Source organism: Microcoleus sp. T2B6 (assembly GCF_036700475.1).
GTDB lineage: Bacteria > Cyanobacteriota > Cyanobacteriia > Cyanobacteriales > Microcoleaceae > Microcoleus.
Window position 1 is genome coordinate 1 of the sequence record NZ_JAUBOZ010000144.1, and the last position, 14906, is coordinate 14906.

Genomic DNA, 14906 nt, shown 5'->3' on the forward strand with positions numbered 1-14906 from the left:
CCCGCCAATTTTGGTTTGGGGTTTTTTTTTGCGATATCGACGGTGATGCTGAATAAAGTTTGAGGTTGTCCGGATTGGGCTGGAATTCTCAGGAAGCTTAATTGGTAGATGCACCCTGATTAATTAACTCCCCGCCAATTTTGGTTTGGGGTTTTTTTTTGCGATATCGACGGTGATGCTGAATAAAGTTTGAGGTTGTCCGGATTGCGCTGGAATTCTCAGGAAGCTTAATTGGTAGATGCACCCTGATTAATTAACTCCCCGCCAATTCTGGTTTGGGGTTTTTTTTTGGCGATCGCACCCCAAACCACGAATTTCCCCAAATTTTCCCAAAATGTCCCGAACAGGTGCACCTCGAACCGGAGACTAAATTAGTAGATGCACCCTGATTAAATAACTCCCGACCAATTTTGGCCGGGTTTTTTTTTGCGTATTACACTCAAAATCGCTAATTCTCAAATATTTTCCCAAACTGTCCCGAACAGGTGCACCTCGAACCGGAGACTAAATTAGTAGATGCACCCTGATTAATTAACTCCCGACCAATTTTGGTTTGGGTTTTTTTTTTGTGATCGCACTCTATACCACAAATCAGCACTAAATCAACGCCTGTCAGTGTTAATCTGCGTGTATCGCGGTTAAAAATCAGATTTGTCCTGAAAAAGGTGCTGTGAGGCTGGAGAAAAGTTTTAGTCCACAAAAGCAGATGGCGAGATGTGAAATAACTCTCCGAGTTTTTTTAATTGACCGACAGTTAGTTCTCTCTTGCTCATCATAACTTCGTTGAAAATCTCTTCACTCTCAAAGATTTCTAACAATTTTTCTGGCGAAACGTTATCTTCATGTATTAATGTTTTCACCAGGCCAATTCCTTTCAATGTAGGCCAAACTTCGTGTTCTTCTTCATAGTCATACACCAGTGTACCCAACACTTTTAAATAATCCCGATCGTCCGAGGTGATACTTGCTCGATCGAGAATTTCATTAATGCGAGTTTGCGTGGCGATTAATTCATCATCATTAGTGATTGGACGCGGTGGAAAGGTGGTAATGAGTTCCATATAGTAGTTGCTAGGAGTTTTTAAACCAACTGTCATTTTTCCAATTCTCCTTGTTATATTCGGCATGAGTTAGTACGCGACGGATGAAAATTAGCTGATATTCATAATCGATAAAGGTAATGAGTCGGTAGTTGTTGCCACTGATATTGAAAATTGTAAAATTTCCTACGATATCGGCCCAGAGAAAAACTTGGCGGACTTCGGCTAGGTTTTTCCATGCTGCCTCGGACGTTCGCTGATACCATTGTAATAAATTGGGTTCTGCATTGGGGTGTTTGTCCCAAAAGTCTCTCAGGGTTCTTTTGCTGATAACTCGCATAAATTTAAAAAAACAATCAGGTATCAATTCATCAAAATAAACTCATTGAGTATATTTTAAACTGTTTTATAAATGATCGCTGTAAAAACGAGAACTAGATTAGTAGATGCACCCTGATTAATTAACTCGCGACCTTCTTAAGGCGGGTTTTTTTTTTTGATCTATCGCACCCCAAACCACGAATTTCCCCAAATTTACCCAAACTGTCCCGAACAGGTGCACCTCGAACCGGAGACTAAATTAGTAGATGCACCCTGATTAATTAACTCCCGACCAATTTTGGCCGGGTTTTTTTTGGCGATCGCACCCCAAACCACAAATTCTCGCAAATTCTGCCAAAGTGTCCTGAAAGAGGTGGTGTGAGGCGGGAGATTAAATTAGTAGATGCACCCTGATTAATAAACCCCAGCCAATTAAGGCCGGGGTTTTTTTTGCTCGAAAGCTGGATTAGTCGATCGACCTACAACACCTCAAAAGACTGCACCTCAAGAACCGGGCCGATCATAGCAAAAGTCATCACATCCTTGCGGACTTCACCTTTGACACTTACTTTCAAACCAGCTTTTTTCAAGTCAGAAGAAGCATCCTTAAGTTCGTAAGTTTCGCCATCTTCGCCCACCAAAGCCCAAGTGCCCGGGCCTAATCCTTTGCGTTCAATTTCACCTTTGACAGTAATACTCATGCCGATCGCACCTCTGTTTTAATTGCTAAACGCGCCAGTCCGAAACACAGAAAAGCATTGACTATCAAGAATGTTTGTGCTACTAAACCAGTTCCCAATCCCCAGACGGCGGGAGACACAAAAGCATTCACCGCTAAACTGCTGGCACAACCGATCGAAATTGCGATCGCGATCCACTTCCACTGTTGATGTCCCAACAGCAAAGCAATCAAAATCCCAGGAACCAAAACGCTAGCAAAAAAGGGATTCAGCATACTGCTGCCATTAATTGCGCCGCCGAGTTCGGGAATAGAACTGCCCATCACCCGCAGCGGCCACTGCGGCAAGTCAAATACAAACAAGTTCCGCAGGAAAAAGAACCCAGAACTACCAGCCATCAAGCCGCCGGAAAAGCCCCAAGTCCACTGGAACGGAAAATAATTCCGCAAAAAGAAAGCCAGCAGGTAAGAACCGAGCACCATTGCAATTTTAGGCAACAGGGCGACTGCACCGCCGTCAATCCAAAAGCGGGGGTTGAGATAGCCGTTATCGCGCAGCCAGCGGAAGAAATCGCGGAAGTTGATTTGTCCGCGTTGGGCTAGCTGAACTGCTGCGGCTGCGTCTAGGTGTCCTGAACCAAAATGGTTTAACGGATCTTCAGTGACAGTTCGCGAGGACTGCAAGAGTACGCTGCGAATTTCGTCTGGTTCTGTGATGCCGGAAGCCTTGACAAGGGCTGCAACGGCTGCAACGTGGGGAGAAGCCATGCTAGTGCCTTGGTAGCCTTCAAATACTTCGGCACCAGTTTCCGGGTCGATCGTACTTTGCAGGATTTTGCCCATTTCAGAACCGCCGGGGGCTGCAATGTCAACCCCTGCGCCGAAATTCGAGTAAGAGGCTTTTTCGTCGTCGGGGCCGAGGGCGGAAACGCCGATGACGTGGGGATAGCGGGCGGGATAGGAAGCGGAACTGTCGCCGGAGTTGCCGGCTGCTGCGATGATGACAACGCCTTTAGAGTGGGCGTAGTCGATCGCCTCTTCCATTAACTGACTTTCGCCACCGCCACCTAAACTCATGTTGATGACATCTGCGCCGTTGTCAGCAGCAAATTTGATCGCTTCGGCGATGTCGGAAACCGTGCCGCCACCGCTGCCGCCTAACACTTTTAGCGGCATTAAAGCTGCTTCGTAGGCGATGCCCGCAACGCCGTAATTGTTGTTAGTTGATTGGGCGACTGTACCGGCGACATGAGTACCGTGGCCGTTGTCATCGTAGGCTTCGGCGCGATCGTTTACAAAGTCGTAGCCCGGTACAAATTTGGTTTCTTTTAAGTCAGCGACTGGAGTAATACCCGTGTCAATTATCGCTACTGTTGTGCCGCTGCCTTTGGTTTCGTTCCAGGCAGATTCTACATTGATGCTGCGGAGATTCCACTGCTTGGTATACATGGGGTCGTTGGGAATCTCGAAAGCGCTGTAGACAAAGTTCGGTTCAATGTATTCGGTATCTTTAGCCAAATTTGATTTTCTCAGGGCGTTTAGCAAAGTGCGATCGCCCTTAACTACATATACATTGTCCCCCGCTGAGAATTCGCTGTTGAGTTGCGGTGCGACTTGGTACTGTTGGGCGATCGCCTTTACTTGCTTGGCGATCGTGGCATTACCGACATCTTCGCGGAAATCCAGCACAATCGAGTCGTAAGTGCCTTGAGTAGCAAGTCCTGGGAAATTAGAAATCGCCCAGCCGAGACCGATTAAAAATAAGCACAGAAGGAAAAACTTTTTCATTGCCGATCGTCCGTTTAGGGAAGGCGTGTTCACCACAATAACCCACTTTTCACCGCCAGCGCCAGTTTTCCTTGCTGCGACTTGTGGGGCTCTCGCACGCGGGCGTTTGGTAGTTTTCGGCGGTGGCTGTTGCTAGATCAAAAATTGCTCTAATTTCTAGTTGAAATTGCAGAGCCAGTTTTAGGAGTTCAATTAATTGTATCATTAGAGAAGATGAGAAACAGAACAAGCGACTATTTTCAACAAGGGTATTGCATGGAAAGAGGTTTAATGTGGCTGCCGCTGCTGGCAATTTTTATAGGGCTAGCTTGGGCTGGATGGAACGAGTATCAAAAGCTGGAAGCGTATCGCGTCTGGGCCGAACAATTCGCTAAAGCCAAGTACGATATTTATGCTGTACTCGGTCAGCAAGAAGACAGTTTAACTTGGGGAAAACCTACTCGCAGCGGGCCTGTGAATTTGCAAACTTTTTCTTTAAAAGATGTGCAGTCGCTGCGGTTGTTAGTCAACTCTCAGGCAGTTGATTTAGACTCACCGCCGAATTCGGGAAGTCCAATCGCCCTCGAATTTTTGTTGAAAGATGCTGCTGCGGTGCAGGTTCCTTTTACAGAAATTCCTCTAGCGACTAAATGGGGAAAACACTTGCAGCAAGAATTGCAGCGCTTTAGGTAAAAACACTCTCCGGCTGGGCAGCGTATCAGATAGGAACTCGGCTACTTGAAATTACAAAAGTCTGTAAAACTGGTAGTAGAAATAGAACTTAGGCAACAAATCCTTTGAACTGCCATCTATAGGGGTAAAGTACGCACGGATCACCCGGAGGACATGAGTTATTGCAGTAAGTAATAGGAGTAGTGTTCCCGTGCTTAGCCTGCTCGTGTTCCGTGCGTACCTTACAGTTCAAGTTATTGACCGTAAGCATCCAGGATACAAGCCCCCGGATTCATCCGTCCAGAAATAAAAAACCTGTATCCGATGAAACTTGCCCCCCGAATTTATCTGTGGGGTCAATGCTTTAATCTAAAATCTAAAATCTAAAATCTAAAATCGATTGACCAGCGCGTCCTAAAACAGCTCAATTGCCAGCCCCCCAATCTGCGGAATGCAAACACAAGAATTTTTACAGCGCTATCAACAGGGAGAGCGCAACTTTGGTCACATAGACCTCAGCGGCGCTAGTTTAAGCGGTGTTAACCTGCGAGAAATAGACCTCACTGGTGCTAACTTGACCGGTGCTAATTTGAGCTGGTCTTTTTTGAGCAATGCCAAGTTGATAGGGGCTTGTTTGCGGCGCGCGGATCTCCGCAGTGCGGGGCTGGCTGGGGCGAACCTGAGCGGGGCAAATTTGAGCGGGGCAAATCTTGCTAAAGCGGATTTGCGCCTTGCTTGTTTGGCAGCGGCAGAACTCAATTGGGCCACGTTCCCCGAAGCGGATTTGGGCGGTGCTAATCTTCAAGGAGTTAAATCTGACCAAATTAATTTGGCTGGGGCTAAACTCGACGGCGCGAAGTTGATGGAGGCGGAATTGATGGAGGCGAATCTCAACCGCGCCAGTCTTGTTGGTGCTAATTTAACGGGTGCTAATTTGCGGGAAGCGCATTTGGTGGAAGCGAATTTGCGATCGGCAATTTTAATCGGTGTAAATTTGATTGAAGCTGACTTGAATGGCGCTCAAATGCGATCGACAAATCTGACAGGCGCTGACTTGCACCGAGCTGTGCTGGCGGGGGCGGATTTGACTGAGGCGGTGCTGGATAACGCTGATTTGAGTCGAGCTAATCTGGCGGGTTCTTATTTATTGAAAGCGAGTTTTAAGAAGGCGCTTTTGCTGCGAGCTAACCTGCAAGGAGTGTATTTGCTGCGGGCGGATTTGAGCGAAGCTAATTTGCGAAGTGCTGATTTGCGGAAAGCTGATTTGAGTGGCGCTTATTTGATGGATGCGATGTTGGGTGAGGCGGATTTAAGAGAAGCTTGTTTGATTGAGTGCCGTTTGATTCGGACGAATTTGGAGGGGGCGCAGCTTACGGGTTGCTGCATTCAAAATTGGCAAGTTCAAGATGTCGATCTGTCGAGAGTTGAATGCAGCTATGTTTTTACTGGGTTTGATTATACTGCGAAAGTTGCGGCAAATCGCTTTCCGGTCGATCGCGCTTTTGAGTCTGGGGAATTGGGGCGGCAGCATCAAGAGGACAGTTCTACTGTGAAGGTGTTTTTTGATGAATCTCCAAATTGGGAGGCTTTGGTTTTTACGCTGCGTCGGGTGGAGTTGGAAAGCCACGAACTCAAATTCAACGTTCAATTTTTTGAGTCTGCGGGAGAACAAAATTTACTGCAGCTGAGCGCGAACCGTTTGGTGAACGGCAAGATTTTGGGCGATCGCATTTTGGAGCTTTATCCAGATATGTTGGAAAAGGTTTTAGCCAAGGGCGCTGAAATTTTGAGTTTGCTCGACTTGGCTGTTCCTAGTAACAATGCGGAGCCGAGTAACAAGGAGGCGTTGCTTAGAAGACAGGAAATCTACCAGCGAATGGTGCGGCAAATTTCGTTTATTTTGATGTCTCAGACGCCGGATAAATTCTCCGAAAGTGTGCAGCGGCTGTTGGATTATTTGAAGCAGCAAGGTATCCCGACAGAGCAGATTCAAAAGAAAGTCATCAGTCAGGCGATCGTGCAGCGGGCCAAGCAAGACCCGGTGTTTCGGGAACAGTTGCTCACGTGGCAGAAAACGGCGTCCGATCGCGTTCGTTCTTCGATGATGGGGGAAGCGGTGCGGTATGCGATCGGCCTTTTATCAGAATAAATCGATATGTACGATCGGTACGGGAGATGTTCGCACGGTTTCTGGGACTTGCTGATTTACGGTATGAAAGGCTAAGTATGCAACTCGTATAAACCATTACATACCAAGCTTCGGGATTTTTAACGGATTTTTTTGATACCTTGATTAAGCAACGTGTTTGTGTTAGCTCCTATACATTCTGTTGTATTGACAACATATTCCCTAGTTCAGAAATCACCAGGCTGGCGATCGCAAGCTCGATCGAGCTAGGAAGAGGAACATAATCTTCTTTGACTATTGCAGGACTGACGCCATTATCATAATTAGTAAGGTGCCTCAGATATCGAAACCCTCAATAACCGTTCCAGCAATTCATCTGACCCCCCCTAAAATTTGATTTTAGTGTGCCAGTTGGGTAACTCCTGTATTGTTAAAAAACGTTGCAATTTCATGATTATTATTTTTTCATTATTAAAATATATTTTTAATCTGACCAGGAGCATCTCGTTGTGAATAGTTCCAGCAATGACGGTAACTTTTTCGATCTAACTCCCAATTCTGATTACTTCAGGCTAACCCCAGGACTTTTAAATCCCTTCACCAGAGGACTGCGGGCTTTAGAAGGTAATGATATTGTGATTGGTTCGGTCTCTCCAGAATTGATCGATGGCGGTGGCGGTGAGGATTTGCTGTTCGGGGATGTCGGTAACGATGCCCTCATCGGAGGTCAAGGAAATGACTTGTTGCGCGGCGGTCAAGGCAGCGACCTACTTAGAGGTGATGAGGGCGATGACATTTTGGCTGGCGACTTGGATGGAGACACGCTAGTTGGTGGTAGTGGCAATGATGGGTTTGTACTCCGAACCGATCTAAATGCAGCCGCAGTAGATTGGATCGCTGACTTCGACCCTAGATTTGACGGCATTGGATTAACTGACAATCTCAGCGAAGCTGACCTAAATCTAGAACCCTGGGCGGGGGGAACTTTAATTAAGATTCAAGCTAATAACAGGATGTTGGGACAAGTGGCGGACGTTTCGCCAGAACAACTCCAGAATCGTTTTTTCCCTGCCGATTTCGTCTTAGATGACAACCTTAACAGACCAATAAATCTCGATGTCCTGAAAAATCCAATTCAGTCGCTCAAGGACTTCGTAGGAGAAGACGACTTACGAGATATTTACACTTTTACTACTACTAACACACCGAGCAGTATTCAATTGCAACTCAGCGGTTTGAATGGGGACGCTAATTTATTCTTGGTGAGGGATGCTAATCTCGATGGTCAACTGAGTCCAGACGAAATCGTCTCTGTCTCTGCCTCCCGCAATTCTGGAACTCAGTCAGAAGTCATTGAAAGTCGCTTTTTTGTACCCAGCAGATACTTTGTCTACGTTCAACAAGCTGTTCGGGGAGCTAACACCGACTACAACCTGGATATCAATGTCCAGCCAATTCAGTTCGAGCTGAACCAAGCTATTCCTATTGGCACATTCAGCAGCAGCATCCAGGGTTCGTTGGACGACTTTGTTGAGGAAAAACAACCTGCGAAACTTTACAAATTTGATCTCCCACAGCCCAGCAACCTTCAAGTCAACTTGCGGGGAATATATCCAGGTACAGATGCAGATTTAGTGCTGTTTCAGGATGTTAACAACAACAATAAGGTTGATTTTGGTGAAATTCTTGGCGTTCCTCAACAGCAAGGCAACAATCCAGAGGAAATTTTCTTTAGAGGTTTGTCAGCAGGTAGTTATTTCCTCGGAGTCAATTCTTTTGCAGGCAACACGCGCTACAACATCAGCATCTTAGCTGCGCCGACAACAGATAATTTCAACAATTTGTTCGGCTACGGGCTGGTGGATGCTGCAGCGACCGTTGCGGCTGCCACTGATAAACAGCAGTTGGATGCTGCTGACCCCCTCACCAGTGCAGCTAAGTTTAATAATATAGGGGACTTAAACCTGCTAAACGTTGCCCCAGCCTGGAAAGCAGGATACACGGGTAAAGGTGTTGTGGTTGCGGTACTGGATAGTGGCGTTGACTTGAGTCATCCCGATTTAACGAGCAATATCTGGCGGAATCCTAATGAAATTCCGGGGAATGGTATTGATGACGATCTCAATGGAGTTAGTGATGATGTAAATGGGTGGGATTTTGTGGATGGCGATGCCAATCCCTCCCCAGATTCAAATGATCAGCGTGGGTTTCACGGAACTCATGTAGCAGGAATCATAGGGGCCCAAAGAAATGGAATTGACATCACTTCTCTCAATAACACGCTGGAAATGAATGGGGTGGCTTATGAGGCTCAGATTATGCCGATTAGGGTTGGAAGTTTTGGAGATGTATCTGTTTCAACTCTCGTTGACGGCATCCGCTATGCGGTAAACAATGGCGCAGATGTGATTAACATGAGTTTGGGCGGACTAGAGTTCCTCAATAACGAAGTACGGAAAGCCCTAGAAGATGCCAAGGGAGGCGGGGTTTTTGTGGTAATGTCAGCGGGAAATGACAGGGATAAACTCAACCCAAGCGAACCAAGTTTTCCAGCATTTTATGCTTTCGACAATTTGGGAGTAGCTGTCGGAGCAGTAACAACTCCAGGTAAACAGGTAACAATTTTTTCCAATCCTGCTGGTTCGATAACAACCAATTTTGTGGTTGCTCCGGGCTATGAAGTCTTATCTACAGTTCCGATTACGGCGAGAAACGTAGATGGTTATAGCATATTGAACGGAACGTCTATGGCTGCTCCCTATGTTGCAGGTGTAGTTGCTCTAATGCTTCAGGCTAATCCAAACTTAACTCCTGACCAAATTTTGGAATTTCTGACGGCAACAGCAAAAGCTGAAGGAATTACCTCGGAAGTTCGTGAGACATAATTAAAAACTGTTGGGAAATTTCTTGAGCCTCGGTTTCTTGGACAATCCTGGACGCAACATCACCACAGACGGGGCAACCACGGGCGATTGCTGCTAAATTTCACGGGCTTGTGCAGAGGCTTTGCGTCGAGGACTGTTGGAGAAACTGGGGTATTGTTTTTGTTGACCAATCTTGGCTGTGCAGCCTGCTGCCCGCTAAGGCCCGGACTTGCTCGTCGGCGTCGGAAACTGCAAGCGATCGCAACATTGGCACAACTCCCGAATTTTCGGGAACATTTGCTCAGGTGGGAGAAAACGGCTTCGGATTGCGATCAATGTTCGGTAAGTACCTACACAAAATTAATTACACATCCGACTTTGTTACTCTTTAGACGTATCAAGGGTTTCAAGTCAACTCAGTCGGCAATTAATTTGGTTTACCTACTTAATGGGGGAAGCGGTGCGGTTTGGGATGCCCTGTTGTGGGAATGAATACACACAAAATCTTACCCCCATTAAAAATCCTCCAACCGTATATCGATTTAATTGTGCGGTTAATTAGAATATAGTTCAGTGTCCTCCTTCAAAAGGTTACACAACTCATCCAAATCTCTCTTACTGTGTTCAATCAGTTTTTCACCTCGCTTCTCTAGGTACTCAATATTACTGGGACTTGCATTGTCCATTTGATCGTGACCATTATCGCTACTCAATTGAAGTTGAAAACGATAGTAGTTTCGGTTATTTTCTTTGTCTCCTTTAGGCACCATTAGCTGAGCGAGCTGATACGCAACAGATTCGCTTTGGCCATCGAAAACAACGTTAAGTAAGGGAAGTGCCCATTTGATTTGTCCCCAATTTTTTACGTCTCTATACTTATATTTCTTAGTTAGTGAGCCAGTACCCAAAGAAACAACAAGGGTATCCTTACGGTGTAGTTCTTCCTCAGTCTTTCTCTTGTAAGAAATCATCGCCTCCATCATTGCAAGTGAGGAAGGATTATTTGCAAAAATTCCGCCGTCTACCAAAGCGTAATATCCCTCATCTGTACGATGTCCCGTTTCGAGTTGGTAGGGTGGAAAGAATGTCGGTGCAGCCGAAGTTGCCATTGCTGCCTCAAACATTTTGAATCCGCTACAGACTTTGCGGCTATCAAAATTCTCGGTTTCCTCTGCCTTCGGATTGTTTGTAAAAAAAATCGGTGCTCTCAGTTCGATATCATAGCTCGTGATGAAAATTTCTCGTAATGCCTCTTCAACCTTAGCTTCACCTAGAAGAGCCTTTAAAACTGCTTGCTTACCTTGTGGGTTGTGCTTGGGTTGTAGTAAATCATCAAAAGATAGTGGAATATTCTGATTAAAAACCTTTTCTCCATATTGGCGATAGAAATTTACAAGTTCGGCAGCGGTATACTCTGGCTCATGATTGATGCTAGAGTCTGAGTTCTTTCTAGTTAAACCCAGTGCTAAAATTCCTCCTGTTGAAGTGCCTGCAATAAAATCAAACATTGTTGCTATGCGTTTTCCTGTGCGCTCTTCAATGTAGTTGAGAAGGATCGCAGGAATAATACCCCGAATACCACCACCATCAATTGAGAGAATTCTTCTCTTGAATTTAGTACCCATCACATTTACTCCTTTAGATATTGCTTAAATTGTCAATATCGATGAAACAAACTCATACAGCCTCAAAATACCAACACCCAACGTCATCCTATGGTTTCCGGTTGCATGGCATAATAAGATCGAGTCAACAGTCAACAGTCAATAATTCAGTTTTTTAACCCTAATCAACAGTCAACAGTCAACAATTATTTCGAGGAGTGCAACCGGAATTGATATTAATTCAACCGGCCATTAGTGCGGTAACTTGCTGAGGGCGTGCCAAGTTTTGTAGCCGACAATTCCATCTTGCGGTAAAGCCTTGCTCAGTTGCAATTGTCGCACGGCTACATCTGTCATCGGCCCGAAGAATCCGTCAATGGAGCCGAAATAGTATCCATTGATTTTCAAGACATTCTGAACAATTTTAACAGCATTACCAGAACTGCCCTTCATGACGATCGGCATATTCACAGGTGCACCAGAGTATAGTGCTTCCCAAGTGATAGGGCCGACAATCCCATCTTCTTTTAAAAAGACGCGGTGTTGATAGCCTTTGACGGCATTTTGAACTTGAACACCAAAAATACCGTCAATCGGCCCGAAATAATATGCCCAATGATATAGAAGCTGTTGTAGTTCCTTGACAGCTTGACCTGTTGAACCCATTTGTAAAGTGGGTTTGTTTACTCTCGTGGTTTCAGCAAATGCAAAAGTTGATTGAGCAGTAGTATCGGCGACGAGAGCCATAGTTTCATTGTTCAAGCTTCTTTCTTCGGTGTACATAAGGTGGTTCCTCTCAACATTTAAGTTTTCGTGTTTGATATTTCAGGTATAACTGGTGGAATTTGTGGATGCACAGTAACTTTTTCGAGTGTCACTCATTTGAGTGTCACTCGTTTGAGTTAGTCCCAGTGTTAACTGTTAATATCACTTCCGGCTGCGCCGGAATTATATACTGAAAGAATGTTAAGAGTGCAACGAGGACAAGTTATGTCTAAACGCCTAAAGTTGGAGCCTCCTCAAACTCCAGAAATAAGAGCAGGCATGATTAATTTTCTGAGGTGTCTAAAGGATTGTTTCTACTTACCAGTCTTGGCTGCGTAGCCGACGACCCGCTAAGGCCCGCACTTGCTCTTCTGCGTCGGAAACTGCAAGCCTCGTGTAGCGGGCTAAGCAAGACCCGGCTTTTCCGGAACAGTTGCTCAGGTGGGAGAAAACCCCGTCCGATCGCGTTGGCTGTTCGATGATGGGGGAAGCGGTGCGGTTTGCGATCGCCCTTTTGTCGAAAGGAATAGACATAGAAGTTAAAAGCCACTCCCGGGAGGGTTCGATGCCTGTCCCACAAGAATTGTTGGAGATGTCTACTGATTCCTATAAATCTTCTTAATCAAGTCCGACAAACACTTCGTCTTAAACACATGAGCCGAAACACAGAAAATATTTATTTGCACTCGATTTTAGACTATATTTACTTTCATAAAAAACGTCATCTCTAAAAATATGATTTAGCAACTAAACCTTCCCACTCACGGGAGCTCAGTAACTTGATAACTCAAACTCGACTATGCAACTAAGTTCCGGTGCATTTGGTTTGTTAGGCTTTGTCATAAGGGTACTTTTTATGCCATCTTCGATTTGAAGCTGGTTCAAAATAGCCAATTACTTCATATGCGAAACTGCCAAGAGGTTTATCAGGCATTCTGAGCATAGTTCCCCAAATTGTCTCATCTTTTATACCTGATGACTTGTGGTCAATGGATTTGAGATGGATGATCCGATCTCGCACTCTTTTCATCTCTATGTAGTGTTCCCAAACTTTCTTACCTTTTGGGCTGAGAACAGAGTATATTTTGGGAAGAACTTTATCTAACTTTTCATCTAAATTCACTTTTCTCTCGATTTCATTTTTATCGTAACTTCGCTCCTCTCCTGTCTTTTCAACTCAAAAAACATACTTAAAGTTCTCTGGAATGGACTCATTAGCAAATGCTTCGACTGCGGTAAAAGAGTAGACTGAATGCGAAATGAAATTTTCAAAAAAATCAAAAAGCAGACCTTGATCGTCTGGCCAAATTCCTCGATCATGATGGTCAAAAAAACTTAAAGGTTCAACATCCTTAATCTTCACATATAGCGGTTCTTGGATAGATGAGGTACACAATTCAACTTCAAAAGCTTGACAACACAGGGTTTCGGCGTACTCCATCTTTCTGAGAAAGGCTATATGCTCGGTATGCAAGATGAAGGAATAATGCTGGGCCGGATGGCAGGCCGAAGGAGACTACATTTTCTTTAAGTAGCTCTTCGGTAGCAATTGAACCAAGCCCCGTCCCAACCTGATCAATTGCGTAATAGCGCCCATCTTGCTTCTCAAGGAGTTGGTCTTGATAATCCATAAATAATCTCGTAGTTTAACAGTAAAATTAGGCAGCAGTTTCACAACCAGTTAATCTTTGGTTGGTTCCATATCTTGGATACTCAACAAATCGATCAATGGCTTTAGATCCAGATACATTGTGCGATAAGGCACAGATGGTGGTAAGGACTCATTAGGATCGGCAAATTGAAAACCAAACTTCTCGTAAAAGCCAGATGCGTCATAGGGAGGAGTAGTATCCGGGTCGTAAAGTGCGTCAATGGTCATAAAGCGCACACCAACCGTAGGTGAAACTTCCGCTGCAACGTACTCTACTGCCCATTCAACTAGACGGCGACCTGCTCCTTTCGCACGTCTATCTACCGCTAGTAAACCAATCTTGATGGCTGGAAACGATCGATACTGAACGCCTTCGTCAAGCAGGATTGATTCATCAACTTCTAGTTTATCTGCGAGTAGGGTGATGTAACCAGCCAAACTGTCTTCACAGCGTAAAATCCAGCATTGACTAATACGAGCGTCAATCTCTCGCTGAATCCGTCCTTGTCGCCAGTAGGTGACAAACTCACCGCGCAGACAGCGAAACCCCTGACCAGAAATAGCAAGAGCGGAGGTCAACTGCTCGACAGGCAGGTCGGAAAAATCAACTCCAGCAAACTTACTACTTGGCGGCATTGGCAGTTGTCTGACGATGGCGACGAGCCGCGATCCGTTTAGCTAAAGCTAAAGCAGCTTCATTGGCAACATAACCACCACTCTTAAGGGCATGGGCAAGTTTCTGAACTTCGCTACCTGAGATTGGTTTGGAAACTGTATGGAGTGGGTACTTCATTACTAAATCTGATTAACTAATTTTATTGTAACAGAGCGCTACCTCTGCAAGGATCGCTCTCCCTGGTATTCGCAGAAAAAGGGTTCGTGTTCCACTTCCTCTGCACCTATATCGGTCGTCAGGATACTGGTAAAGGTAGATCTTTTCGATTTATATTGAATCATTTCAAGACAACCTAACGAATACTGATTTGGGCTGACACAAAAAATCCTTCTTTAATGCCTGTTTTACTATGCCAATCAGGTATCAAGATAACTTTAGAGACTTCCACTTGCCAACCAGCAAACTGTAAAGTATCACCAACACGAGGAATTATGGGTAGCCATACATACCAACATCCTTCACCTTTTTTGTTGTCCTCAACATCCGTGCCATCCCAACAAAAAATATTAGGATACTGAACGGATAAGTTATCAGTTTTTTTTAGACGGTTGCCTTGATCGTCAGAATAATTTTTTATCTCACATAAATAAGCTGTTCGACATCTAAACTGCATTAACTAAGTTACCTTTATTGTTTATTTTTCGGTTCCATTTCATAATTACTCCTCCTTCATTTAACAGTTTATGTAACAGTGCTTCTAGTTTTTCAATGGATTCAAATAATCTATTAGCAACATATT

At 44.9% G+C, this 14906-nt stretch carries 18 protein-coding genes; 5 read left to right on the forward strand and 13 right to left on the reverse strand.

Features of this window, described 5'->3' with window-relative positions:
* Positions 1-689: 689 nt before the first annotated feature.
* From QUA00_RS33665 to QUA00_RS33685, 5 genes are all read right to left on the reverse strand, one after another.
* Positions 690-1097, reverse strand: coding sequence for a transcriptional regulator (locus tag QUA00_RS33665; RefSeq protein WP_333142873.1), 408 nt, complete (start codon positions 1095-1097; stop codon positions 690-692).
* Complete coding sequence (locus tag QUA00_RS33670; RefSeq protein WP_333142874.1) at positions 1072-1380, reverse strand: type II toxin-antitoxin system HigB family toxin; 309 nt, start codon at positions 1378-1380, stop codon at positions 1072-1074. The genes QUA00_RS33665 and QUA00_RS33670 overlap by 26 nt, the downstream gene beginning before the upstream one ends.
* Positions 1381-1840: 460 nt before the next feature.
* Positions 1841-2062 carry a hypothetical protein gene (locus tag QUA00_RS33675; RefSeq protein ID WP_333142875.1) on the reverse strand — a complete coding sequence of 74 codons (222 nt, stop codon included), beginning with the start codon at positions 2060-2062 and terminating at the stop codon, positions 1841-1843.
* Positions 2059-3828 (reverse strand): S8 family peptidase, encoded by a 1770-nt coding sequence (locus tag QUA00_RS33680; protein WP_333412816.1) that lies wholly within the window; start codon positions 3826-3828, stop codon positions 2059-2061. Before QUA00_RS33680 ends, QUA00_RS33675 begins: the two co-directional genes overlap by 4 nt.
* Before the next feature lie 49 nt (positions 3829-3877).
* Positions 3878-4033, reverse strand: coding sequence for a hypothetical protein (locus QUA00_RS33685; protein WP_333412817.1), 156 nt, complete (start codon positions 4031-4033; stop codon positions 3878-3880).
* A 50-nt stretch (positions 4034-4083) separates the two neighbouring features.
* Here QUA00_RS33685 and QUA00_RS33690 point away from each other — a divergent pair, with 50 nt between their 5' ends.
* From QUA00_RS33690 to QUA00_RS33705, 4 genes are all read left to right on the forward strand, one after another.
* Complete coding sequence (locus QUA00_RS33690; protein WP_333254878.1) at positions 4084-4500, forward strand: hypothetical protein; 417 nt, start codon at positions 4084-4086, stop codon at positions 4498-4500.
* Positions 4501-4930: 430 nt separating this feature from the next.
* Positions 4931-6628 carry a pentapeptide repeat-containing protein gene (locus QUA00_RS33695; protein WP_333412818.1) on the forward strand — a complete coding sequence of 566 codons (1698 nt, stop codon included), beginning with the start codon at positions 4931-4933 and terminating at the stop codon, positions 6626-6628.
* 488 nt (positions 6629-7116) lie between these two features.
* Positions 7117-9492 (forward strand): S8 family serine peptidase, encoded by a 2376-nt coding sequence (locus QUA00_RS33700; protein ID WP_333412820.1) that lies wholly within the window; start codon positions 7117-7119, stop codon positions 9490-9492.
* 159 nt (positions 9493-9651) lie between these two features.
* Positions 9652-9963, forward strand: coding sequence for a hypothetical protein (locus tag QUA00_RS33705; RefSeq protein ID WP_333412822.1), 312 nt, complete (start codon positions 9652-9654; stop codon positions 9961-9963).
* Positions 9964-10025: 62 nt separating this feature from the next.
* On the opposite strand, the gene QUA00_RS33710 is transcribed toward QUA00_RS33705, so the two are convergent.
* The 3 genes from QUA00_RS33710 to QUA00_RS33720 all read right to left on the reverse strand — a co-directional run bounded on the left by QUA00_RS33710 (position 10026) and on the right by QUA00_RS33720 (position 12374).
* Positions 10026-11096, reverse strand: a complete 1071-nt coding sequence (locus tag QUA00_RS33710) for a patatin-like phospholipase family protein (protein WP_333412824.1) — start codon at positions 11094-11096, stop codon at positions 10026-10028.
* A 231-nt stretch (positions 11097-11327) separates the two neighbouring features.
* A complete protein-coding gene (locus QUA00_RS33715) occupies positions 11328-11858 on the reverse strand; it encodes a peptidoglycan-binding protein (RefSeq protein WP_333412825.1) in 531 nt (176 codons plus the stop codon).
* 300 nt (positions 11859-12158) lie between these two features.
* Complete coding sequence (locus tag QUA00_RS33720; RefSeq protein ID WP_333412827.1) at positions 12159-12374, reverse strand: hypothetical protein; 216 nt, start codon at positions 12372-12374, stop codon at positions 12159-12161.
* Between the two features lie 74 nt (positions 12375-12448).
* Here QUA00_RS33720 and QUA00_RS36985 point away from each other — a divergent pair, with 74 nt between their 5' ends.
* The gene (locus QUA00_RS36985; protein ID WP_445305778.1) at positions 12449-12571 is read left to right on the forward strand and encodes a phage integrase N-terminal SAM-like domain-containing protein; all 123 of its coding nucleotides are present in this window, start codon (positions 12449-12451) and stop codon (positions 12569-12571) included.
* A 98-nt stretch (positions 12572-12669) separates the two neighbouring features.
* On the opposite strand, the gene QUA00_RS33725 is transcribed toward QUA00_RS36985, so the two are convergent.
* From QUA00_RS33725 to QUA00_RS33745, 5 genes are all read right to left on the reverse strand, one after another.
* The gene (locus QUA00_RS33725; RefSeq protein ID WP_333412829.1) at positions 12670-12963 is read right to left on the reverse strand and encodes a hypothetical protein; all 294 of its coding nucleotides are present in this window, start codon (positions 12961-12963) and stop codon (positions 12670-12672) included.
* Between the two features lie 280 nt (positions 12964-13243).
* Positions 13244-13471, reverse strand: coding sequence for a hypothetical protein (locus tag QUA00_RS33730; protein ID WP_333412831.1), 228 nt, complete (start codon positions 13469-13471; stop codon positions 13244-13246).
* A 50-nt stretch (positions 13472-13521) separates the two neighbouring features.
* Positions 13522-14127, reverse strand: a complete 606-nt coding sequence (locus QUA00_RS33735; RefSeq protein WP_333412832.1) for a hypothetical protein — start codon at positions 14125-14127, stop codon at positions 13522-13524.
* Entirely contained in the window at positions 14114-14284 is a 171-nt protein-coding gene (locus QUA00_RS33740) for a hypothetical protein (RefSeq protein WP_333107631.1), read from the reverse strand. Before QUA00_RS33740 ends, QUA00_RS33735 begins: the two co-directional genes overlap by 14 nt.
* Positions 14285-14459: 175 nt before the next feature.
* A complete protein-coding gene (locus QUA00_RS33745; protein ID WP_333412834.1) occupies positions 14460-14780 on the reverse strand; it encodes a hypothetical protein in 321 nt (106 codons plus the stop codon).
* Between the last annotated feature and the right edge of the window lie 126 nt (positions 14781-14906).